Here is a 21,923-nt window from a genome sequence, read left to right on the forward strand (position 1 = left end):
TTCCGGTTCCTCCGACGCCGGCTCTGTCGCCTGTAGCTTTGCCCCCAGAATGCGCGCGGCATAAAAGTCGGTGTCCTCATAGTAGAATTCCTCCAACAGGTTTCTACGGCTGGGATGACGAAGCCTGCGAAGGGCTCTTGCCTCCATCTGCCTTACGCCCTCGACGCTGAGTCCCAAGTAAAGAGCCCCCACTTCGTCCAACATGTGATCGTCGCCGTATTTCGTGTCGTAGGATTCATACACCGAGTCTTCGAGCCCGAACCGGAGACGGAGGACATGTTCCTCCCTGAGCGTTAGGGTCTTCAAGCAGATCCGAATATTCCGTCCTCCCTCGAACAGGCCGGCGAACTCCTCCGGAGTGGGCAGCGGGTCGTCCATGAGGAGTTGGACGCCCAGGAGCGCCCGCGCGGCGAGGGGACCGTCGAAGGGATCAGGGCCCTCAACGGGCACCGTCTCGAAATCGTAGGCGTCTTCCTGTAGCTTCGCCCCCTCCTCGCCCAAAAGAAAACCCATCTCCTCCGGCGTGGCGACACCCGACCGTGTCAGCAGATCGTGGACGGCCCGGAGTACGGCGGGTCTCAGGGCTGTCCTCTCCCCCCTGAAGAGTTGAATGAAATCCTGTTGGCAGGAACGATCGCACAAGACGCTCCCGACGCTTCCCTTTCCCAAGAGCAAGACTGCCATCCGCACCCATTGAATGAGCTTTCTCGTTGCCGTGTTTGCCGAGTTGTCGATCGGATAGAGTTCGCTGATGATCCGAAAGCTGTCCCGCTTCCAGGCCCCTTCCAAGGCCGGTCCGACCTTGGCCGCGAGGGCCCGGGCCTCGGCGATGCTTCTCGGCATTTCCCCATAGAGATACCGGTCGAGCGTGTCGAGGCTAATGCCCAAATCGCGTGCCATCAACCCCGGGTCGCCGTCGTAGCGCTTCAGGGCCTGGCGAATGAGCTTGGGGAAGAGGATAGGCTGAATAACCTTGTCGCCCGTCCGGACATACTCAAAGCGGAGGAACGCTCCTCTTCCTCCTCGGACCGCTTGAACCTGGAGTGAGGGCTTCCCTCCGTGACCGTTCCCGGGTTTGTCTATGAGGGGATCGAGGACCTTGCCCGTCTCGGAGTAATCGGGGATGCCGAAAAGGCGGGGGAGACTTGCCGGGTGGGAGAGGGGGCGGCCCTTTCCCTGCATGTCAACGACCAGGATCGTCCGCTGGGGCTCGTCCTCCGATCTTCCCAAGGGCCGTCCGATCTGCTGGCCGTAGCGGCGGAGCGACCCCCGCTCGAATGTGTTGATGACGCCGGCCGTCCCCCGGGCGCGATAGCCGTGCGATAGTTTTCCGATGGAGGCGAGGACCCTTGGGCCGTCCTCCCGTTCATAGGCCTGAACGACGCGCCGGACCTCGTCGTCCGTCATGCCCGAATGAACGGCGGCCGCGATGCCGCGCCCCAGCCGGTTGTTGAAAACTCGCGCGAGCCTTTCGGCATGCTCGATCGTGGCGACGTTCACCATCACCCTCTTGCGTTCTTTCTTTCCGATGAACCGGTCGATGTAGACCCGGACGATCGCATCGTCGTAGGCCTTCGAGGCGACGGGGACGAGAAGCTCCTCTCCGTCGATGACCTTTCGCTCCATCGGGATCACATCTTCGTATTGGAGGCGCACGCCGTGGACGCGGTGCAAATAGCCCTTGTTGATGAACCAGGGGAGGCCGTGGGAGACGATGGGCGTGTCGGCGCCGAAAATAGGAAGGAGGGAGACCTGATCGGCGGTGAGCCCCAGGAGGTATTTCCCCGTCGTCCTTTGAAGAAAACCCTGTGTGTCCAGAAAGCCCAGGTGCCTCAGGATATTCCTCCACATCTTCGCGCGCGCGAACGTCGCTTCATCGACGACGACGAAACCGAATTCCATGGGGTTCAGTCTCTTGAGGTGACTCGGCTTTCCCAACGTATAGGCGCTGGCGAGGATCAAGTCGTGATCGCCGGAAAAATCCTTGCGATCGCCGTCGATCACGCCGACCTTGCCCGGAAAGGTGGAACGGAGATCCGAGAGGATCTGGTCCTTGATGATCTTGTAGGGCACGACGACGAGGGTCTTCTTGCCGGGAAAGAATGGGACGGCCGCTTGGGCCAAGGGGCCGATGACGAAGGTCTTGCCCACCTGCCACGGGTCGCGGATCAGGCCCCGGTCGGCCCCGGTTTGGATCGAGCCGATGACCGCATGGAAATAGGCTTCTTGATAATCCCGGAGAGTGAGGCCCACGGCGTCGGTCTCGATATCGAGTGCAGTTTCTTGAGCGGTCGCGCTGACCTCTTCGGTCTCGTCCTCTTCTTGAAATTCCGCGTCGGCTCTTTCCGGTTGCAGGCTGGGTTTCTGATGGGGCGTATCCGGCCGGACCCTAGAGCTGGCGCGCGGAAGGGCGGCGGAGAGGCGACGGTCGGCCTCCGAGATGAGTTGCAACCGCTTGAAACACAAACTGGCCTCCCGGTGAAAGCGCTTGAGCGCGGGATCTGTGAGCACCGATCGGATGATCTCTCCCGCGACCTGCGGGGAGGCGGCCGCCTGAGATTGAAGGAGACCATAGGCGTCGGAGAAACGTTCATGGCCTTGATCGATCATTCGGAGGGTCAACCGCGCCAGGTCGTCGCCGGCGCCGATCATGGAGGCATGGCCCAAGGCGGGCGACGCCATCGTGGAGGGGAGGTTTCCGGCAAGGATAGGAGGCATGACGGCGAGGCTTATCGATGCGAGGTTGAACTTGTTGATGAGAGACTGGCATGCCTATAATTTCTCTGAGAATGGATAGTCTTTGGAATTAAACCCCGAACAACTCAAGGCCGTCGAGCACACCGAGGGCCCGCTTCTCATCTTGGCGGGCGCCGGGACCGGCAAGACCCGCGTCATCACCCACCGGATCGCTTATCTGGTCCAGGAGAAGGGGGTCGCGCCCTGGAATATCCTGGCCGTCACCTTCACCAACAAGGCGGCGGAGGAGATGCGCCACCGGGTCCACGCCCTGTTGGGACTGGGCAAGCACGACATCTGGGTCTCGACCTTCCATTCCACTTGCCTGCGGATCTTGAGAAAGAGCCTCCCGCCGGGGGAGAACCAGTTCGTCATCTACGACGACGACGACACGATGACCCTCATCAAGAAGTGCATGGAAGACCTGAAGATCGAGGACCGGGCCCTGCCGCCCCGGGCGGTCTACGCGCGGATCGCCGCCGCCAAGAATGAACTGGTCTCCGCCGAACAATACGCCAACGGGGTCGAGGATTTCTTCGAGACAAAGGTCGCGGAGGTCTACAAGCTCTATCAAAGGCGCCTCCACGAGAACAACGCCTTGGACTTCGGGGACCTCATCTTCCGCACGGTGCGCCTCTTTCAGGAATCGCCGGACGTCCTGAAGCGCTACCAGGACCTCTTCCGCTACATCCTGATCGACGAGTACCAGGACACCAACCGGGCCCAGTACGTGCTCACAAAGCTCCTGGCGGACAAGCACAGAAATCTCTGCGTCGTCGGCGACGACGACCAGTCGATCTACCGCTGGAGGGGCGCGGACATCGGCAACATCCTGAACTTCGAGGAGGACTACCCCGGCTGCCTCGTGATCCGCCTGGAGCAGAACTACCGTTCGACGCAGACGATCCTGTCGATCGCCAACCAGGTCATCGCGAAGAATCGGGGACGCAAGGGCAAGAACCTCTGGACCGGCGAGAAGGGCGGCGAGAAGGCGGTCGTCTTCGTCGGCGCGGACGACCGGGAGGAGGCCCGTTTCGTCGTCGAGGAGATCGTCCGCCGGCAAAAGGCCGAGCGCCGCAAATACAACGATTTTGCGATTTTTTACCGGACCAACGCCCAGTCACGGGGCTTTGAAGACGAGCTCCGCAAGAACCGCGTCCCCTATACCATCTTCGGCGGCATGAAGTTCTACGAGCGGAGGGAGATCAAAGACGTCTTGGCCTATTTGCGCGTGCTCGTGAACCCGAAGGATTCGGTGAACCTGAAGCGCATCTTTAATGTTCCGCCGCGCGGGCTCGGGACCAAGTCGGAGGAGTCCTTGGAGGCCTTCGCCTCCGAGTACGAGATCCCGCTCTACGAGGCGATGGGGCGGGTTTCCGAGGTGGCGGCTCTGAACTCCGGCGCCAAGAAGAAGATTTTGGAATTTCATGCCTTAATGGAGGCCCTTCGGGCGTCCCTTAACCGCGGCGGTGGTGTCGCGCAGGTCATGGAAAAGGTCATCGACGACACCGGCTACCGCGAAATGCTGGAGGCCGAGGGGACCGTCGAGGCCGAGGGGCGCCTGGAAAACCTGGACGAGCTCTTAAACGTCGGCGAGGAATTCACGAAGGCCAATTCCGAGTTGAAACTCGCCGATTTTCTGGACCAGATCGCGCTGGCCGGAGACACCGACAACTACGACCCCGCCCAGGGGATGGTCCCGATGATGACGCTCCACCTGGCCAAGGGCCTCGAGTTCCCCGTCGTCTTTCTGGTCGGCTTGGAGGAGGGGCTCTTTCCGCATTCGCGTTCGCTGGATGACCCCGAGGAGATGGAGGAGGAGCGCCGGCTCTGTTACGTCGGCCTGACCCGGGCGCGGAAAAACGTCTTTCTGACGCTCGCGGCGCGGCGCCGCCTCTACGGGGGCGAGCAGTTCAACCTGCCGTCGCGGTTCCTGGAGGAGATGCCGGAGGAACTTTTGCAGAAAACGGAAACCGGCGTGCGTTTCCGGAAGGCAGAGGACTTTTTCCATGACGACTTCGCGACCCACGATTTCGACCAGTCGCCTCAGGAAAATTCCTCTTATCGGGTGGGTCTGACCGTCAAGCACCCTTCCTTCGGCGTCGGCGTCGTGAAGAAGCGGGAAGGGAAGGGGGAGTCGGAGAAGGTGACCGTCTACTTCCAGAACGGCCTCGTGAAGACCCTCGTCGTGAAATACGCGAACCTTACAGAATTCGAATAACGACGCCCGAAGAGAGTTTGACGAGGTTCCCGCGGTCCAAGAATTCCTTCTCGCCCTTTTTGCCCTGCCTGTAGATGTCGGAGGCCGGATCGTCGCCGGTGATGACCGTCACGTCTCCGTCGAGGGCCGTGATCGTGTAGAGCCCCCCTCCCTTGGAGCCGATGAGCGCATGCATGCGCGAGACCGGCGAGGCGGTCCTCCGGTCGCGGATCGGGACGTACATGAGGCGCAGATTGAGGTTTTTCTTGCGCATCACTTCCAGCGCTTTTCGAATCCTCTCCCGGACCGCAGGCTCATTCTGTCCTCCGTCGCGTCCGAGCACGTAGACCAGGTCCTCGGAAGGCAGGGAGAGGGAGTGGAACCCCACCGCCGCGTTCCACCGTAAGGGCGTCGGGAGGGCTTGTACGGCGCCGGAGTCCTTATCCATGCCGTCCCACAGATGGGCCATCGGCGCCGGTTCCCAGGGCAGACTCTGGGGCGGGACGCCTCCGATTTCCTCGGGATCTCTTCGGAGCTGGGCTCCCATCATATTTCCCACCGACGTGCCACCCGGCATAGCCGTGGCGGGCGCCGCCGGCTGCGCACGCGGAGCGCGGGGTGCCGCCGGACCTCCCGGCTGCCCCGTGAAGCCGGTCATGGAGGCCTGCACAAAACTTCCGGCGTCCGCCACGGTCCGCGTGGTGTGCGCGACGTGCGTCATCCCCCTCACGATGTCCCCCTCGGCCCGCTCCAAGACCATGATCCACTGTTCGGGGATACCCATGCTCCGGAAGATTTTCGGGAAATCCGTGTAGCCGTCCCGCACGCCGATGCCGGCGACCACATGGCGTCCGGAGGCGAACATGCGCTCCACCACGGCCCGGACATCCGCCGGGCCTTTGTGTCTCGATCCCTGATCGGCGCCGTCGGTCATGACGAAGGTCATCGTGAAGACGTCGTGGTCCCTGTGCCGATCGGCATAGACGGCGGCGGCGCTCAAGACCTCCTGCAGGACGGCGAACGTCTGGTCGAAGAGCGGGGTTCCTTGATTGGGATTGTAGTTCCCCTCGTCCATGCGGACGGCGTCCTTGGGTTTGCTGAAGCCGAACAGTTCGGTGCCGTTCAGGTAACGGGTCCTGACCTGAACATTGGCCGGGGATTGGGCGAAACCTTTCAGATATTCATTGTGGCCCCGGCGGATGGCCGGCGCGTTGCCGTATTGCGTGATGGAACCCGAATCGTCGGGCATGAGCGTGACCAGGAGCAGGGGAGGGAGGCTGGAGACCTGCAAGACTCCGGTTTGTAAGGGGATCAGGCCGAGGGGATTGACCGGGGTCGACATGGGGGCCTCCTGAACGTGACCCCTCTTCGACCGGAATTCGCAAATGTTGCTTTTTTAAAGGCTCCAAAGGTGGACGCGGGCGTCGTCCAAGGTCTGGGCGGAGTCTTCCTCGTCCTCGAGCAGGGTCTCGTCGTCCTCCATCACCCTTTGAACGAAATGGAGGACTTCCTGGATGCTGTTGTAGGGCTTGAGGAGGACGTGGATGTCCTGGGTGCCGACGTCGAGCCGGAGGCGCTTGAAGTCGCAGACGTAGCCGGTGGTGAGGACGATGCGGGGGTGGGTCGCGTCCGCGCGCGGCATGTGTTGGAGGCGCTGGATCACCTCAAAGCCGTCCATGTGCGGCATGACGATGTCGCAGATGAGGAGGTCGGCGCCCGAGCGGTCGATCTCCTCCAGGGCGGCCTCCGGATTGGTCGTGGCAAAGCAGTCGAACCCCGCTCGTTGCAGGATCCTTTTCCAGGCCCGGAGGAGGATTTCGTTGTCGTCCACCACAATGACGCGGCGGAGCGCTTCACCCTCCCCCCGGAGTTGAGACGCCGTGTGGGACATACCAAGAGACTTCACAGCAAGCCGGATGCCAGAAACCGAGGGGACATTCCAAGCCCAGGAAAAGCCCTATCTAGCTGATATTTCTATTGAAAATAGTTGTATTCGGCTGAATACGCGCGCGGAAAAAGGGTAGATTTGCACTCCCGGCCACGTCTTTTTTGACATTTCGCCCGGCGCGGGCAAGGCCCGATGCCTCGCTATTTCCTCGCGTCGTCGCTGATCTGCGTGATCCGGCCCGATTCGTCGATCGACGCCTCGTCCAGGGTGGGGTCCTTGTCGATATTGCCGGAGCATTGGAAGACGAAGGACCGCTTGCCGGATGCGACCAGCCGGTAGTCGTAACGGCCCTTGCCCTGGGGGGCCCAGCCGAGGTCGGCCATGTCCGTCGCGAAAGAACCGGCCTTTTCGCGGCGGACCTTCTGAGCCTCGTAAAAGGAGCGCAGGTTGGCCGTGCACTCCTCCTGCCGCGTGCGGATCTGGTGCTTGAGAAAGCGGGGGACGAAAAACGCGGCAGCCAGGGAGAGGACGGCCACGACGACCATCAGTTCGATCAAGGCGAAGCCGCGGTGTTGAAGAAATCGTTTCATGGAAGGCCGCTTCTAACGCCGTTTCATCGCGTCGAGAAGCGCTTTTTTCATCACCTTGAGGTCGGGCTTGCGCCCCGTCCACAGGCGGTAGGCCAGGGCGCCCTGGTGGAGGAGCATGCCGTCTCCGGTGTGGATCGTCAGGCCCCGGCGCGCGGCGGCCTTGAGAAGGGGGGTCTTGGGGGGCTTGTAGACCAGGTCCGAGACGACCGCCGTTTTCTTAAGGTTCGCCAGGGGGAGTCGCGGAAACGCCGTGCCGTCCAGTCCCACCGACGTGGTGTTCACGAGAAGGTCCGTCGCCGGAAAGCGGCTCGCCAAGACCTTCGTCTCGAGAGGGATCGCCGAGAACGCCACGCGGCGGAATTTTTTGGAAAATTCGCGCGCCAGGGCCCGGGCCCGGGGGAGCGTCCGGTTGGCGATCAGGATGATTTTCGCGCCGGCCGCCGCGAGGGCGTAGATGACGGCGCGCGCGGAACCTCCCGCCCCCAGGACCAGGACCGACTTCCCCCGGGGCCGGAATCCCGCCTCCTGAACGAGCGATCGGAGGTAGCCCGGCGCGTCCGTGTTATACCCCTTGAGCCGCCTGCCCGAGACGACGACCGTATTGACCGCCCCGATCGCCTTCGCCTCCGGTGAGACCCAGGAGAGGTGCTTGAGGACGGCTTCCTTGTGGGGGATCGTGACGTTAAAGCCCGCGAGAGGCAGCAGGGGGACGTCCCGCACGAAACCTTTCAGCCGGTCCGGCGTCACGTGAAAGGGAAGGTAGAAAAACCGGAATCCCGAACGGCGAAGGACCGCGTTGTGCATGGCCGGCGAAAGGCTGTGCGCGATGGGGTCGCCGACGATGCCGAGGAACCTGAATGCCGTCACTTTCTCTCCGCGAAAACTCTTGCCGCCATTTGGATGTCGCTCCGGATCTGGTTGGCCAGGTCCGAGGGCGTGGCAAACCGGATCTCCTCGCGTATTTTTTGCAAGAACTCGACGCGGATCCTCCGCCCGACGATGTTCCGGCGGAAACCCTCCAAGATGTGGGTCTCGATGGTCACGGGACCCGAGCCGAACGTCGGGTTGGGGCCGATGTTCGTGACGCTCCGGAAGCGCCTGCCTCCCGCGGTCGCAAACGACACGTAGACGCCGGTCGGGAGGATCGCGTCGTTCTCGGAATCCAGGTTGGCGGTATGGAGGCCCAACTCCTTGCCGCCGATCCCCCGGCCTTTCACCACCTTTCCTTCGATGAAGTAGGAACGGGCGAGCAATTCCTCCGCCCGCGGCAGGTCTCCGGCCGCAAGGAATTGGCGGACCTGAGTGCTCGAGACGAGGGTCTCGCCGACCAGAAAAGGGGAGACGACATGGACGTCGATGCCGACCCGGCGCGCCAGGGCCTCGAGGGTTTCGGCCGTTCCCGAGCGCCTCACGCCGAACGTGAAATTGTAGCCCGCGAACAATTCCCGCGCCTTGAGGCGCTCGACGATGACGCGCTCGAAGAACTGCTCCGGCGTCTGCTGGGAGAACTCCTTGGTGAAATTCTGGACGACGACCCGGTCGATCCCGCAGTCTTCGATCAGCGCGACCCGCTGGCGGATCGTGTTGATCATCTTGGGGGCGGCCGAAGGAGCGACCACCGTCACGGGGTGAGGGTCGAAGGTGTAGACGACGCTCGTTCCGCGAACGGCCTTCGCCCGCGCGACGACCTGCCGGAAGATCTCCTGGTGACCGCGGTGTACTCCGTCGAAGACGCCGAGCGCGACTACTGAGCGGGGGGACCTGCTGGCAGGCTCCCCCCGGGCCCCCCGACCGGCGCCTTCGCGCGAAGTGAATTCGACGCTCGGGCGCGTCACTTCTCTCTCCAGACGATCCATTGTTTTCGGGAGGTTAGCTCCCGGTCGTCCTGGGCGGCCAAAGTGATCAAGTTCGCGCCCTTCTTGAGGGGCAGCTTGGTCTCGAAGGCGAGCGTCTTGGAGGCATTGGACGGGGTCTGGTAGAACGCCTTGTTTTCGCCGACGAAGACGAAGAGGTGGCGAAGCTCCACGTCGTCGGTCGCCGCGCCTTTGAGCGTGTAGGTGTCGCCCGAGACCGTGAGCGGCAGATTCTTCCAGTCGAGGTCGATCACCGGCGGGGCCTGGAGGACTCCCTGGGACGGGAGCGGATTATCGGCGTTTCCGGAAAAATCCAGCCGGTCGGAGAGATCTTCGCCCAGATGCATGTCGTGGATGTTGAGGTCGAACGACAGTTCCCCTTTCAAGGTCTCCGGCACTCGGAACGTGAGCGCGACCTGGGACTCCCCGCCGGGCGGGATCGGCTTCAATTCCTCGCGGCCCTTTTCGATGAACGTTTCCTCCCCCTCCACCTTCTTGAGGTTCACGACGGGCGCCTTGCTCTCCCCCTTGCCGCCGTTCTTGACCGTGACGTCGAGGGTCACCGTTTCGCCGCGATCGGCCTTGCCGTTGCCGTTCCCCTTCGAGCCCCGGGTCCCATTGTCGATCAGACGATAGGAATATTCGAAAAGCGGGGCCTCAGGCTCCTCGATCTGGAGCGAAAGGGCGGGCGCCTTGGGAACGCGCCCTCCGTCCTCCTGAAAGACAATTTCCACGGGAATCTTCCGGCGATGCACGAAATCCGGGATCTTGAGGGGCGACTTCCAGGAGCGGGTCTGCCCCGGACCGACCGTACCCAAGGGGAATTCGAGGTTGGCAAAGAGGGGATCCTCGCTCTTGGTGACGGCGGCCAGACGGCGGAAAGGCCCGTCACCCTTGTTTTCCACGGTCACTTTGAGGAACCCGGACTCGCCGGCCGAGAGCCCCTCGCGCGGCCTTTCGTTCTCATCCAGAAGCTCGACGGTCGCGACGCCGGAGGGCTTTCCCGTCCTGCCGCCGGCGGACCAGTCCACGCCCAACGCCTCCAGCGCCTTTTGGATCTTGTCCTCCTCGGACTTCTTCAGCTCTTCCAGGAGCGGCGGGAGGGCCCCGATCACGCTCGGGCGCAGGATGGCCCGGTCGGACGGCATGTATTGGGCCAGGTTCAAGGACAATTCCAAGATGCGAGCGGCCATCACGACCGGGAAATCGCCGGAGAGGTCGATCTTGCCGGCGTTGTCGTCCTCATCATCGGTGCCGTCCCGGTCCTTGTCCGGGGCCAGGTAGGTCATCTGGACGGGAGGGGGGGGGAGGCCGGGGTCCTTGTGCTCCTCTTCATCCCCGTCGTGCATCTCCTCCAAGTCCAGTTCGCGTTTTTTCACGTCCTCGAACAGGTCCACGCGGCGCGTGAGCTTGCCCTTGTCGTCGGTGAGCTTGGCGGGGACCGTGGCGGGCTGCAGCCCGACGTCGGGATTGATGCCCTTGGATTGAACGGCGTAATCCTTGGCAGTCAGGTATTTTGCGATGGTGAGCTTGAGCGCCGATCCGTCCTTCAGGTCATAGACCGTCTGGACCGAACCCTTGCCGAAGGACCGGTTGCCGATGACAACCGCGCGGTCGTTGAACTGGAGGGCTCCTGCGACGATCTCCGAGGCCGACGCGCTGTTCTCGTTCACGATGACGACCAGCGGGATCCCCTCTCCGCCGTCCCCGGGACCGGCCTTTTCCACTTCGAGCGTCTCGCCGCGCGCGCCGACGGTCTTCACGATCACGCCCCGGGGAAGGAAAAAGTCGGAAAGGGCGACCGCCTGGTCGAGGAGACCTCCGGGGTCGTTCCGTAGATCCAAGATAAGGCCTTCGATCCGGTTGCCGCCGGACTCGAAGCCCTTGAGCGTCTTGGCGAACTGCTCCATCGTGTCTTCCTGAAAATTCTTGACCTTCACCAGGCCGAAGCGCTTGTCGTCGAGAAGACGTCCGGCGACCGACTGGATGTGGATCAGGGCGCGGGTCAGGGTGAACTTGAGAGGATCGGCCGCGCCCTCGCGTGTGATGACGAGAGAGACCTTGCTGCCCACGGGACCCCGGAGCTTCTCCACCGCCTCGGTCAGACCCATGTTGATCGTCGACTCGCCGCCGATTTGAACGATCTTGTCCTTGGCCTTGATCCCGGCCCGGTACGCCGGGGTGTCCTCCAGGGGGGCGAGGACGGAGAGGTCGCCGTCCCGGATGCCGATCACGATCCCTAAACCTCCGAAGTTGCCCTTGGTTCCGATCCGGAATTCGTTGAAGACCTTGGGCGAGAGATAGTTCGAGTGCGGGTCGAGCGTGTCGGTCACGCCCGTCATGGCGAGGGTGAGGCGCTCTTGGGCGTCGAGCTTGCCCTTGTAGAAGAGTTCGAGAAATCCCAACATTTTGGACAGGGTGACCGGGAGCTCGTCCAGCGAGACCGGATTGGAGACGGGCAGCGCAAGTTTTTTGTCGCCCATGAGGAGCGTCAACTCCTTGGACTTTTCCTTGACCAGAAAGGGAGGGATGTTACGCACGAGCTCCTTGACCGCCTCGGAGAGCATCTTGCCCGCGTTCACGGCCTGGGGATCGACGTAGTTCTTCTCGATGAAATCGATCGCACGGGAGACGACCTTCATCTCGCGCAGGGGCACGTTCTCGGGCGAAACCTTGTCGTCGGTCTTGACCCGGACGGTCAGAAAGCTCACGCCTGCGGCCACGAGGAGGAAGACGGAGGCCCAGGTGATTTTCGAAAGATTCATTCCTGATTCATTAGTAGCTGGGGGCGGCGCTTTTTCAAGTGAAAGTTCGTTCATGTTTCTATAGACTTATTGTTTATGCTTCGCCGCGCCCTTTTCATTTTTTTCTTCTTCGTCGTCATGACGGCCCCCTTCTCCCGTGGAGGGGCCACGACCGTCCTTCCTTTGAGTCTCGAGCGCTTAGCCGCCCAGGCGGAGCGGATCTTCGTGGGGCGTTGCCAAGGCGTTTCGACCGAGCTGGACGAGCGCGGCGTCCCGGCGACCTACGCCCGGTTCCAAGTGGAGGAAGGGCTGAAAGGCGTCGCCGGCGGCGGAACGGTCCTGATCAAGCAATTCGGGGCCTCCCGGCCCGAGCTGAAGGTGGCGGAGGGCGAAAGCGTGCTCGTTTCCCCCAAGACGATGACCTTGGCCGGCGCCTCTTACCGGCCCGGGGCCTCGTATCTCCTCTTTCTCTATCCCGAGAGCGACTGGGGATTCACCTCGCCCGTGGGCGGGGGACAGGGACGGTTCGAGATCGACGGCTCCGGCGCGTCGGCCCTCACGGTCAATCCGCTCGACAACCGGTTTTTGAAGACGTTCCGGGATGGGCCGGTCCCGCTGGACCGGATGATCGGAGAGATCAGAACGATCGTTGATCGATGAGGTTTGATCGATGAGGGCGCTGGTTTTCATCTTGATTCTTGTCCTGCCGCTTCCGCTTCGAGCGGCGGGGCCGATCCTCGTGGATACCGAGGTGACGGGACTTCCCGTGCTTTGGAAGGACGGCGTCGTGCACGTGAACCTCGAGAGCGGGGCTGACGCCACGCTGGGCACCCTGTCCAACGCCGAGGCCGTCGCCCTCGTCCGCGAGCTGTTTGACGACTGGACCGTGACCGCGATCGGCGGCGTGGCGACGGCCGATGTCAATTTCGCGGAAGGCGAGACCCTGGGCTCCGTCGACGCCTCGAACTTGAATGACTATTTCACCTACTGCCCGCCCGGGAAGGCCTGTCCCACCGAGGACCCGCCGTTCGTCTCCGGAAGCGCGAGGACGGGTCAAAGCCCGATTCTCTTTGACGACGACGGGTCGATCACGGATGCGATTCAGGGCAAGGGCGCGAGCTTGAGCATCTTGGGATTCGCCGGCCCGCGGGTCGTCGAGCGGGAGGATGGCATCCTCACTATTACGGAGGGTCAGGCGGTCCTGAACGGAAAATTCATCAACGGCACGGACGCCGCCGCCGATCCTGAAGTGCCGGTGGAGGATTTCAAGGGGGCGATCTTCCACGAGATCGGCCACATGATCGGGCTGGATCACACGCAGGTGAACCTGGGCTCCGCCGTGAAGTACTTGAAGGGGGACCAAAGCGAGTCGGAGGCCATCCCCACCATGTTTCCGCTCTTCATCGACGGCGCGGCGCAACTCACGCCCCATTTCGACGACCGGGTGGCGATCTCGTCGCTGTATCCCGCGACCGCCTTCGACGCGGGATTCTGCCGGATTGACGGGACGGCCTTTCGCGCGGACGGGACGACCGAGCTGCAGGGGGTGAACGTCATCGCCGCGAACGAGGCCGACCCCCTCTCGGAGTCCACCAGCTTCGTGTCCGGCTCGCTCTACACGGGGACTTCACCTGACTGCGATGCCGCGGCCGGCGGTTTCGTCATCGCCGGTCTTAGGCCCGACGTCTCTTATACGCTCAAGTTCGAGCCGATCAGCCAGGCCTTCACGGGAGGCTCGTCGATCGAGCCGTGCGACCCGCCCCAAAAGGATTTCGAGGCGGCGGCGCTTCCCGGAGTCTTTCGCTGCGCCGCGGGCGGCGAGACGATCACCGTGGGAAGCGAGTCGACGACCGACGTCGTGACCACCAAGGCCGTCGCCGTCTCTCCGCCGTCTCCCCCGGCGTCCTCCGGAGATGGAGGGGGCTGCGCACTCGTCCCTCCATCACGGCCATGAACGCATCGGAACTACAGTGTACCGGCCTCCTCGAGCTGATCTTGAACAGCTTGGGGGAGGGCGTCATCGTGGCCGACACGGCCGGAAAAATCCTGCTCTTCAACCCGATGGCCGAGAAGATCACCGGGCAAAGCGCGGAGAATACGCATTACGAACAATGGAGCGAGACCTACGGCATTTTCCGTCCCGACGGCGTGACGCTCTTCCCGACCGATGAGAATCCCCTCATCCGGGCGATTCGCGGGGAATCGACGGACGAGGTCGAGATGTTCATGAGGAACCCGAAGATTCCGAACGGGGTCTGCCTGCGTTCGACCGGACGGCCGATTAGAAACGAGAGGGGCGAGATAGTCGGCGGGGTCGTGGTCTTCCAGGATATTACGGATCGGTTTCTGTCCACGGAGCGCGAGCTTCAGAAGAGCTTATCCCTCTTGAAGGCCACGCTGGAATCGACCGCCGACGGCATTCTCGTCGTGGATTTGCAGGGCCGGATCGTCAGCTACAACCTGCGATTCGTCCGCATGTGGAGGATTCCGGACGAAATCATGAAACGGTCCGACGATGACGCGGCCCTGGCCTTCGTCATGGATCAGCTCGTGGCCCCGAAGGATTTTCTCTGCAAGGTGCGCGAGCTCTATGCCACGCCCGAATCCGAGAGTTTCGATATTCTGGATTTCAAGGACGGGCGCATCTTCGAGCGGTATTCCAAACCGCAGATCATCGGAGGAAAGCCCGTCGGCCGCGTGTGGAGCTTCCGCGACGTGACCGCCCGGCGAAGGGCGGAGGAAGAACTCCGCGTCGCCTACGAGGAACTGAAAAAAGTCGACCAGATCAAGACGAACTTCGCCTCGATGATCTCGCACGAGCTCAAGACGCCTCTCGCCGCCATCCAGGAAAGCGTGGGCATCGTCCTGGACGGCATCGACGGGCCCCTGGAGCCGGCCCAGCGCAAGACCCTCGACATCGCCAAGGTGAACGCCGAGTGGCTGGGGAGGCTCATCGGCAACTTTCTCACGTTCACGAAGATCGAATCCGGGCGGATGGACCTCAGGGTCTCGTCCGTCGACGCCAGGAAGATCGTGGAGGAGGCCTGCCAACTGATGAAGCCGCTGGCCCAAAGAAAAGGGCTTCAGTGCCTCAAATTTCTTCCCAAAGAGGCCGTTTGGGTCCGTTGGGACGCCGACAAGATGAAAACGGTGGTTCTGAACCTGTTCGACAACGCCGTGAAGTTCACGGAGGCGCCGGGAAGCGTCCGTGTCCGGCTCGAAAGCGCCGGAAACGAGGTCACGATCGAAGTGGAAGACACGGGCATCGGCGTCCCGGTGGAGGAGCGCGATTCGATCTTCGACATGTTCGCCCAAGCGGCGTCGCGCCTGCCCTGGAAGACGGGGGGGTTCGGCATCGGGCTCTCCATTTGCAAATTCATGGTGGAGAGGCACGGGGGGCTCATCAGGTTGGAAAGCACGTGCGGCCGGGGCAGCCGCTTCACCGTCAAGCTGCCGGCGGAGGTAACCTCTTAGTCTAGTTCGGCGAGGCCTGGTGGATGTAATCGTTGATGGTGTTCACGAGGATCGTCGGGTCGTACGGTTTCGCCAAGAATCCCACCGCGCCCTGGTCCATGACGAAATCGACGACCTCCTTGTCGTTGAAACAGCTCAGGACGAGGATGGGGGGGACTTTGACCCCCTCCGGGAGCCAGTGGCGGGCGTTATTCAAAAAGACCGTTCCGTTTGCGTCCTTGAAACCCAAATCGAGCAGAACGAGATCGGGGCGGTTTTCTCTCAGCCGGTGCAGGGCCGATTCCACCGTATAGGCGGATTCGCAGTCGAACCCTTTGCTCTCCAGCCTCTTGCGGAGCAGCTCCTGAAGGTCGCGATCGTCTTCCACGATGAGAACGCACTTGCGGGGCATCGATGTCTCTCCCACGGAATCAATAATTTTATCAAATAAATCAACATCGTCCAACCAAATTGGTCTTTGACAAGACTTTCCGGTTTCCGGTAGTTTTTACGCGCACTTTCATGTCGTCACGCGCAAAAAAAGGCTTTGAACGGGGGGCCCGCGGGGAAGGTCTCCCCCGCGGACACGCCAAGGAGATCTACGGCGTCCTGTCGCTCGCCGCGGCCGTATTTCTGACGCTCTGCCTCTTCTCGTACAATGCCGCCGATCCGTCGTTCACGACGCTCGCCGTCGGGCGGAATGTCCAGAACCTGGGCGGCGTGGTCGGCGCCCATCTCTCGGACCTCCTCATGGCCCTCCTGGGCTACGGGGCGTACTTGATTCCGTTCGCCCTCCTCGCGGTTGCGGTGACGCATTTCGCCCAGCGCAATCTGAAGGACCTCCGTTTCGGAGGGCTCCGCATCCTTTCCTACGCGGCCCTCATCCTTTTTTGCTCGCTCTTCAGTCACCTTCGGTTCGGCGAAGTCATGCTGGGCGGCCGCGAGATGGACGCGGGAGGCCTCCTCGGCTGGTGGGGGGGAGTGCGTCTCGCGAGGCTCTTCGGGAGTCTGGGGGCCTATCTCTTCACCGTCTCGGGGATTCTCCTTTCGGTTCTCGTCATCACACGGCTGTCGCTCGTGCAGGCGGCGCAGTTCTTCCGGGGCATTTTCTCCTTCCTCACGCAAAAAGCCGTCGGCGCGGTGACGACGGCCTTGGTGGTCGCTTGGGCGCGGTTCCGCAAAAACGTCTCCCGGCTCTTCGAGGGGCTGGGCGCCCGCTGGAAGACACGCAAGAAGACGGCCCCGCTGGTTGTCAAGGGCGAGCCCAAGATCATCCACGGAGCCGGCGCTCCGCCGTCGCCCGCGCCGCCGCGCCCCGCGCCCCCCCTCAAGATTGTCCCCCTGGCGCCCGAGAAGAAGGAGGAACCTCAAGTCGCAAAAAAGACAGATGAGGGGTATCGGGGAGAGAGCGGAATCTCTCCCCGATTGGAGTCGGCATCCGGCTCGGCCGGTGACGACGGACCGCAACCCAAGATCTTGCCGCGCGTCGACCTACAAGAAGCCAAGAAACTCGACAAACGCGACCAGTTGGACCTGATCTCGCCGATCGTCGCCGACTTTCAGCTCCCTCAGCTCTCCTTCTTGGACTCCGAGAGCCAGGAGACGGTGAAGGTGGACGAGGAGAGCCTCAAGCTCAACTCGAAGGTCCTCGAGAAAAAACTCATGGATTTCGACGTCGAGGGACGGATCACGGAGATCCATCCGGGGCCGGTCATCACGATGTACGAGTTCGAGCCGGCGGCCGGCGTGAAGGTCAACAAAATCGTCAACCTCGAGGACGACCTTTCGCTCACCATGGGAGGCAAGAGCGTGCGCATCATCGCGCCGCTCCCCGGCAAGGCCGCGGTGGGCATCGAGATCCCCAACATCACGCGGGAGACCGTGTGGCTGAAGGACGTGATCGGGCATCCCAAGTTCCTCAAGGCCGACTCGCCGCTGACTCTCGCCCTGGGCAAGGACACGGAAGGCATCCCTTACCTTGCGGACCTGGGCAAGATGCCGCACCTCTTGGTGGCCGGCGCGACCGGGGCGGGCAAGAGCGTTTGCGTGAACTCCATGATCCTCTCGCTCCTTTACAAGGCGACCCCTCAAGACGTGCGCCTGATCATGGTGGACCCGAAGATGCTCGAACTCTCCATCTACGGGAACATTCCGCATCTCCTGTTGCCGGTCGTGACGAACCCGAAAAAGGCCTCGATGGCGCTCCGCTGGGCCGTGCGCGAGATGGAGAGGCGCTACGAGGTCCTCTCGCACAAGGGGGCGCGGAACATCGCCGGCTACAACAAGCAGGTGCCGAAAGAGGAGAAGATGCCGTACATCGTCATCATCATCGACGAACTGGCGGATCTGATGATGACGGCCGCAAAGGACGTGGAAAACTCCGTCGCGCGGCTGGCGCAGATGGCGCGCGCGGCGGGCATTCATCTGGTCCTCGCGACCCAAAGGCCGTCGGTGGACGTGCTGACCGGACTGATCAAGGCGAACTTCCCGGCGCGCATTTCCTTCAAGGTCTCCTCCAAGCACGATTCGCGGACGATCATCGATACGGTCGGCGCCGAGCATTTGCTGGGCTATGGGGACATGCTCTGCACGATCGGGGGCGCCGGGGGGCTGTTGCGCGTCCATGGGGCGTTCGTGTCCGAGACGGAAATCGCGCGCGTGGTGGACCACTGGAAGTCGCAGGGCCAGCCCGAGTTCCTGGACGAATCGGTGCTCAAGCCCATGGAGGAGGAGGGCGCGGCGGGGGGCGTCGGCGGCGACGACGACCACGACGAGCTCTACGATCAGGCCGTTCAGATCGTCACGGAGACGCGGCAAGCCTCCATCTCGATGATCCAGCGGCGCTTGAGGATCGGCTACAACCGGGCGGCGCGGCTGATCGAAAAAATGGAAGCGCAGGGAGTCGTCGGGCCGGCGGACGGATCGAAGCCGAGAGAGGTTTATGCGGGGAATCTTTCTTCGAATGACGGCTAATGCCGCGGTGATTGTCATCGCGTCCGCCGCCCATGCGGGATCCGCCGGAGGCGGATTGGCGGAACGCGTCCAAGACGCCTACCGCAATACCGAATCGTTTTCGGCTTCGTTCACCCAAAAAACGGTCGTCGAGGTCCTGGACCGCGAAGTGTCGGAATCCGGAGAATTGGTGTTCTCCAAGCCGGGCCGGTTTTCGATCCGGTACGGGGGCAAGCGCGAGCGTCACTACCTCTCCGACGGCGAGACCCTCTGGATCTATCACCCCAAGGACAAGGAGGTCGAGGTCATCGACCACGTCCAGGACGTGGTCTCCAAGGAAGCGTTGGCTTTCTTGGGCGGCTTGGGCGAGATGTCCAAGGAGTTCAAGGTGTCCGAGGGAAAGGACGATTCGTTGACGCTGGTTCCCCGATCGAAGTCGTCTCCGTTCTCAAAGATCATCCTGACCGTCGATCCCGCCGACCATCTCGCGCGCGGCGCGACGCTCTTCCCCAAGGGCGGGAACAAGAGCGAGTACGTCTTTTCCGCCGTGCGCGCGAACGAACCCGTCTCCGAATCCACCTTCAAGTTTTCCAAGAGCGGCGTGAGGGAGATACGCCCGCTGGCCGCCGAATGATCATGCCCGTCTTCTCCCGACTCCTGAGAGCCCCCCTGGCGATGCTTTTTCCGCCGCGCTGCGAGGCCTGCGGTGACTTCATCCGGCCCGGGGACTCCCTTTGCGGCGTCTGCGAGGCCCGCTGGCCGGCCTTGGGCTCCCCCTCGTGTCCGGTCTGCGCCGAGCCTTTCGCCGCCGGCCCCGATCATCGTTGCGGCCGCTGCATCACCGACGCGCCCGCTTTCGACCGTCTCCGGGCCTCGGGCCGGTACGAGGGATTGCTCCTCGAGTTGGTGGTCCGTCTCAAGTACCGGGGCGAGGAGAAGCTGGCGGGACTGTTGGGGGACCGCATGGCGGGGTCGACCGCCTTCGGGGGCGTCGACTTGCTCCTCCCCATTCCCCTGCACGCGGGGAGGCTCCGCGAGCGCGGCTTCAACCAAGCGGTCCTGCTGGCCCGGCGGCTCTCCCGGCGGACGGGCCTGCCGATGAACCCTTTTCTCCTGAGAAAGGTCCGTCCCACGCCCGCTCAGGCGACGCTCTCCGTGGAGGAGAGGCGAAAGAACCTCCGGGGCGTCTTTCAATTGAAGGAGCCGGGACGCGTGGCCGGTCTGCATGTGATGCTGGTCGACGACGTGGCCACGAGCGGCGCGACGCTTCACGAGGCGGCGCGCGCTTTGAAACAGGCGGGCGCGGAGCGGGTCGAAGCGGTCGTGGCGGCGAGGGCGTTATGAGGAGCCGTTTCCTGAAGACGGCGGTCCAGGCGGCCAAAGCGGCCGGTGCGATCCAGAAAAAATCCTACGGCAGGGTCCGCAACATCGATTACAAGGGGGAGATCAACCTCGTCACGGAGGTCGACCGCGCCTGCGAGGAGAAGATCCTCAAGATCCTCCGGACAAACCATCCCGATCACGACATCCTGACGGAAGAGACGGGTGCCCATCTCAAAGGCTCCGACTACAAGTGGATCGTCGATCCGTTGGACGGCACGACGAACTACGCCCACGGCTATCCCTGCTTCTGCGTCTCGATCGCCCTCGAGCACGAGGGCCGGATCATCGCCGGAGTCGTCTATCACCCGATCTTGGACGAGCTCTTTTGGTCGGTCCGGGGCGGGGGAGCGTTCCTGAACAAGAAGAAGATCCGGGTCTCGTCGATCAAGGCCCTCAATCGGGCCCTGCTCGCGACCGGTTTTGCCTACGACGTCCATACGGCCAAGAACGACAACATCGACCACTTCACGAACTTCCTCAAGACCGCCCAGGCCGTACGGCGCGACGGCGCCGCGGCGATCGACATGTGTTACATCGCCTGCGGACGGTTCGACGGCTTTTGGGAGTTGGGGCTGAAGCCCTGGGACGTGGCGGCCGCTTCTCTCATTCTGGAGGAGGCGGGCGGACGCTCGACGCTCTTTGACGGGAAACGCCTGGACCTCTACGCCGACCAGATTGTCGCTTCAAACGGCTTTATCCACCGCCCAATGGTTGCTATACTGGCTCGAGGCAAACGATGACCGATCCCGACAAGGAAAACGTCTCCAAGGAGATTTACGAGGCCTTCCGCCGCATCAAGGAAAAGGATTTTGAAGGCGCCGAATCCCTCTTGAAGAACGGCCTGGAGAAGGCGGAGACGGAGAAGAACGTGACCCAGTCGGCGCTCTTTTTCTCGAGCCTGGGGGTCCTCTCCAAGATCAAGGGCGAATTCAAGGACGCCTGGCGCTACTACGAAAAGGCGGAAAAACTCCTGCCGGAAGACCCCGCGCTCAAGATCATCATGGCCAAACTGTTGATCGACCGCTTCGCCCAGTACGACAACGCCCTGAAGAAGCTGAAGCACGTGCTCAAGGTGGCCAAGGGCAGCGCCTCGTTCGAACACCAGGCCCACGCGACGATGGCGATGGCCTACCTGAAGAAGGGCGAGAAGAAGAAGGCGATCGAGATGCTGGACGAGGCGATGGTCGATGATTTCGCGAACGTGACCTCGGCCGAGAATCTCAACTTCGACGTGATCGAGGCCTTCCTCTCAAGAAACCTCGAGATCGATCGCTGCCAAAAGTACGTGGAAAAGGCCTTGGCCCTCGCGCGTTCCCGCCGCGAGGTCCGTCCCGTCCAATTTTTGGAAAAACTCCTCGAGAGCTTCGAAGTGACGGTCCATTAAAATCAAAGCGGCCCGTGAGAGAAGACGCCGCCCGGCGGGGCGGACGGGTTCTCGTCCGCCAGTATCCACCCCATTCCCAAATCCCGTGCGGCGACGGCGCCCTCCAATCCGTTGGTTTGGAGGACAAAACGCGCCCACGGGCTCGGGGCCCAGCGGAGGTCCGAGGCGTCGAAGGCGCGCGTGACCTGCAGGGCGCCCAAGGCCGCCAATTCCCCGGGATGCGAGGCGAAGTAACGCACTCGCCCGTGGTCGATGCCGGCGTCGCCCTGCTTCCAGAGGTCTTTCAAACGGACGAAGCCGCGGGTCTGGAGGCGACCTTTGGCATCCAGGGCATGTGTCCGCAGGTACGTGGGCTCTTCATCGGTCAGGGGATCGGTGCAGTGCTTGTAGGAGCGGAAGACGGCCGGCATCTCCAGGCGGAAGGCCGCTTGAAGGCCCTGGCAGCGGGGGGCGAGGTAGAGCTCCCCGGACTCGTAATCCGGCTGGTGGAGGAGAAAGAGCCCCAGGCAGGTCTCCCCCGTCGGGGATGTCGCCTGGAGAAGGCGCGAGTGCTGCATCAACGAATTCCAAGGGTTTTGAGGGTTTCCCCGGAGGCCGAATTCCTGCGCCGTCCGGATCCAGTTGACCTCCAGCATGGGTTCGAAGGCCGGCCCGCCCGGACGGGCAAGCGACTGGAAGAAGGCGAGGGACTGAAGGGCCGCGACGGCTTGAGGGGGAGAGATCGTGAGCACGCGTCCATT

The 21,923-nt window shown here is 62.7% G+C and carries 17 protein-coding genes and 2 pseudogenes; 9 read left to right on the plus strand and 10 right to left on the minus strand.

Translation table 11 applies throughout. The features are described from left to right. Nucleotides 1-84: 84 nt before the first annotated feature. Both VLJ37_08375 and VLJ37_08380 read right to left on the minus strand, forming a co-directional pair. Nucleotides 85-306 (minus strand): annotated as a pseudogene (locus VLJ37_08375) (sigma factor-like helix-turn-helix DNA-binding protein). A 1,464-nt stretch (nucleotides 307-1,770) separates the two neighbouring features. Further along, nucleotides 1,771-2,718 (minus strand): annotated as a pseudogene (locus VLJ37_08380) (DEAD/DEAH box helicase family protein). A gap of 82 nt (nucleotides 2,719-2,800) precedes the next feature. On the opposite strand from VLJ37_08380, the gene pcrA reads away from it, so the two are divergent. After that, entirely contained in the window at nucleotides 2,801-4,957 is a 2,157-nt protein-coding gene (pcrA, locus tag VLJ37_08385) for a DNA helicase PcrA (GenBank protein HSA59686.1), read from the plus strand. Here pcrA and VLJ37_08390 read toward each other — a convergent pair. The 6 genes from VLJ37_08390 to VLJ37_08415 all read right to left on the minus strand — a co-directional run bounded on the left by VLJ37_08390 (nucleotide 4,941) and on the right by VLJ37_08415 (nucleotide 12,032). Beyond that, the gene (locus VLJ37_08390; GenBank protein HSA59687.1) at nucleotides 4,941-6,278 is read right to left on the minus strand and encodes a hypothetical protein; all 1,338 of its coding nucleotides are present in this window, start codon (nucleotides 6,276-6,278) and stop codon (nucleotides 4,941-4,943) included. The genes pcrA and VLJ37_08390 overlap by 17 nt on opposite strands. Before the next feature lie 54 nt (nucleotides 6,279-6,332). After that, nucleotides 6,333-6,827 (minus strand): response regulator, encoded by a 495-nt coding sequence (locus tag VLJ37_08395; GenBank protein HSA59688.1) that lies wholly within the window; start codon nucleotides 6,825-6,827, stop codon nucleotides 6,333-6,335. 197 nt (nucleotides 6,828-7,024) lie between these two features. After that, entirely contained in the window at nucleotides 7,025-7,414 is a 390-nt protein-coding gene (locus VLJ37_08400) for a type II secretion system protein (GenBank protein ID HSA59689.1), read from the minus strand. 12 nt (nucleotides 7,415-7,426) lie between these two features. Then, complete coding sequence (locus VLJ37_08405) at nucleotides 7,427-8,281, minus strand: shikimate dehydrogenase (protein HSA59690.1); 855 nt, start codon at nucleotides 8,279-8,281, stop codon at nucleotides 7,427-7,429. After that, nucleotides 8,278-9,249 (minus strand): bifunctional riboflavin kinase/FAD synthetase, encoded by a 972-nt coding sequence (locus VLJ37_08410; protein HSA59691.1) that lies wholly within the window; start codon nucleotides 9,247-9,249, stop codon nucleotides 8,278-8,280. The genes VLJ37_08405 and VLJ37_08410 overlap by 4 nt, the downstream gene beginning before the upstream one ends. Beyond that, nucleotides 9,246-12,032: an MXAN_5808 family serine peptidase gene (locus VLJ37_08415; protein HSA59692.1), complete on the minus strand. Its 2,787-nt coding sequence runs from the start codon at nucleotides 12,030-12,032 to the stop codon at nucleotides 9,246-9,248. Before VLJ37_08415 ends, VLJ37_08410 begins: the two co-directional genes overlap by 4 nt. Nucleotides 12,033-12,107: 75 nt before the next feature. On the opposite strand from VLJ37_08415, the gene VLJ37_08420 reads away from it, so the two are divergent. From VLJ37_08420 to VLJ37_08430, 3 genes are read left to right on the plus strand one after another with little or no spacing between them, the layout of a single operon-like run. Then, nucleotides 12,108-12,671: a hypothetical protein gene (locus VLJ37_08420; protein HSA59693.1), complete on the plus strand. Its 564-nt coding sequence runs from the start codon at nucleotides 12,108-12,110 to the stop codon at nucleotides 12,669-12,671. A 10-nt stretch (nucleotides 12,672-12,681) separates the two neighbouring features. Then, nucleotides 12,682-13,965, plus strand: coding sequence for a hypothetical protein (locus VLJ37_08425; GenBank protein ID HSA59694.1), 1,284 nt, complete (start codon nucleotides 12,682-12,684; stop codon nucleotides 13,963-13,965). After that, nucleotides 13,962-15,485, plus strand: coding sequence for a PAS domain-containing sensor histidine kinase (locus tag VLJ37_08430; protein HSA59695.1), 1,524 nt, complete (start codon nucleotides 13,962-13,964; stop codon nucleotides 15,483-15,485). The genes VLJ37_08425 and VLJ37_08430 overlap by 4 nt, the downstream gene beginning before the upstream one ends. 1 nt (nucleotide 15,486) lies before the next feature. Here VLJ37_08430 and VLJ37_08435 read toward each other — a convergent pair whose 3' ends face one another. Beyond that, the gene (locus VLJ37_08435; GenBank protein ID HSA59696.1) at nucleotides 15,487-15,876 is read right to left on the minus strand and encodes a response regulator; all 390 of its coding nucleotides are present in this window, start codon (nucleotides 15,874-15,876) and stop codon (nucleotides 15,487-15,489) included. Nucleotides 15,877-15,986: 110 nt separating this feature from the next. Here VLJ37_08435 and VLJ37_08440 point away from each other — a divergent pair, with 110 nt between their 5' ends. Genes VLJ37_08440 through VLJ37_08460 form a run of 5 tightly spaced genes read left to right on the plus strand, consistent with a single transcriptional unit; the run spans nucleotide 15,987 to nucleotide 21,183 of the window. Further along, a complete protein-coding gene (locus VLJ37_08440) occupies nucleotides 15,987-18,437 on the plus strand; it encodes a DNA translocase FtsK (GenBank protein ID HSA59697.1) in 2,451 nt (816 codons plus the stop codon). Next, a complete protein-coding gene (locus VLJ37_08445) occupies nucleotides 18,427-19,050 on the plus strand; it encodes an outer membrane lipoprotein carrier protein LolA (GenBank protein ID HSA59698.1) in 624 nt (207 codons plus the stop codon). Before VLJ37_08440 ends, VLJ37_08445 begins: the two co-directional genes overlap by 11 nt. A 2-nt stretch (nucleotides 19,051-19,052) precedes the next feature. Beyond that, nucleotides 19,053-19,760, plus strand: a complete 708-nt coding sequence (locus VLJ37_08450) for a ComF family protein (GenBank protein ID HSA59699.1) — start codon at nucleotides 19,053-19,055, stop codon at nucleotides 19,758-19,760. After that, nucleotides 19,757-20,539, plus strand: coding sequence for an inositol monophosphatase family protein (locus VLJ37_08455; protein HSA59700.1), 783 nt, complete (start codon nucleotides 19,757-19,759; stop codon nucleotides 20,537-20,539). Before VLJ37_08450 ends, VLJ37_08455 begins: the two co-directional genes overlap by 4 nt. Beyond that, the gene (locus VLJ37_08460; GenBank protein HSA59701.1) at nucleotides 20,536-21,183 is read left to right on the plus strand and encodes a tetratricopeptide repeat protein; all 648 of its coding nucleotides are present in this window, start codon (nucleotides 20,536-20,538) and stop codon (nucleotides 21,181-21,183) included. Before VLJ37_08455 ends, VLJ37_08460 begins: the two co-directional genes overlap by 4 nt. A gap of 2 nt (nucleotides 21,184-21,185) precedes the next feature. Here the strand turns inward: VLJ37_08460 and VLJ37_08465 are convergent, their stop codons facing one another. Then, the gene (locus tag VLJ37_08465) at nucleotides 21,186-21,914 is read right to left on the minus strand and encodes a hypothetical protein (GenBank protein HSA59702.1); all 729 of its coding nucleotides are present in this window, start codon (nucleotides 21,912-21,914) and stop codon (nucleotides 21,186-21,188) included. Nucleotides 21,915-21,923 lie beyond the last annotated feature (9 nt).

The sequence above is a fragment of the bacterium genome, from assembly GCA_035454885.1.
In the GTDB taxonomy this organism is placed as follows: Bacteria; UBA10199; UBA10199; order JACPAL01.

Bases quoted from the DNA above. Each gene is read 5' to 3' on its own strand.
- VLJ37_08390 (HSA59687.1), bottom strand. From the start codon at position 6,278: ATGTCGACCCCGGTCAATCCCCTCGGCCTGATCCCCTTACAAACCGGA.
- VLJ37_08395 (HSA59688.1), bottom strand. From the start codon at position 6,827: ATGTCCCACACGGCGTCTCAACTCCGGGGGGAGGGTGAAGCGCTCCGC.
- VLJ37_08400 (HSA59689.1), bottom strand. From the start codon at position 7,414: ATGAAACGATTTCTTCAACACCGCGGCTTCGCCTTGATCGAACTGATG.
- VLJ37_08415 (HSA59692.1), bottom strand. From the start codon at position 12,032: ATGAATCTTTCGAAAATCACCTGGGCCTCCGTCTTCCTCCTCGTGGCC.
- VLJ37_08420 (HSA59693.1), top strand. From the start codon at position 12,108: ATGCTTCGCCGCGCCCTTTTCATTTTTTTCTTCTTCGTCGTCATGACG.
- VLJ37_08425 (HSA59694.1), top strand. From the start codon at position 12,682: ATGAGGGCGCTGGTTTTCATCTTGATTCTTGTCCTGCCGCTTCCGCTT.
- VLJ37_08430 (HSA59695.1), top strand. From the start codon at position 13,962: ATGAACGCATCGGAACTACAGTGTACCGGCCTCCTCGAGCTGATCTTG.
- VLJ37_08435 (HSA59696.1), bottom strand. From the start codon at position 15,876: ATGCCCCGCAAGTGCGTTCTCATCGTGGAAGACGATCGCGACCTTCAG.
- VLJ37_08440 (HSA59697.1), top strand. From the start codon at position 15,987: ATGTCGTCACGCGCAAAAAAAGGCTTTGAACGGGGGGCCCGCGGGGAA.
- VLJ37_08445 (HSA59698.1), top strand. From the start codon at position 18,427: ATGACGGCTAATGCCGCGGTGATTGTCATCGCGTCCGCCGCCCATGCG.
- VLJ37_08450 (HSA59699.1), top strand. From the start codon at position 19,053: ATGCCCGTCTTCTCCCGACTCCTGAGAGCCCCCCTGGCGATGCTTTTT.
- VLJ37_08455 (HSA59700.1), top strand. From the start codon at position 19,757: ATGAGGAGCCGTTTCCTGAAGACGGCGGTCCAGGCGGCCAAAGCGGCC.
- VLJ37_08460 (HSA59701.1), top strand. From the start codon at position 20,536: ATGACCGATCCCGACAAGGAAAACGTCTCCAAGGAGATTTACGAGGCC.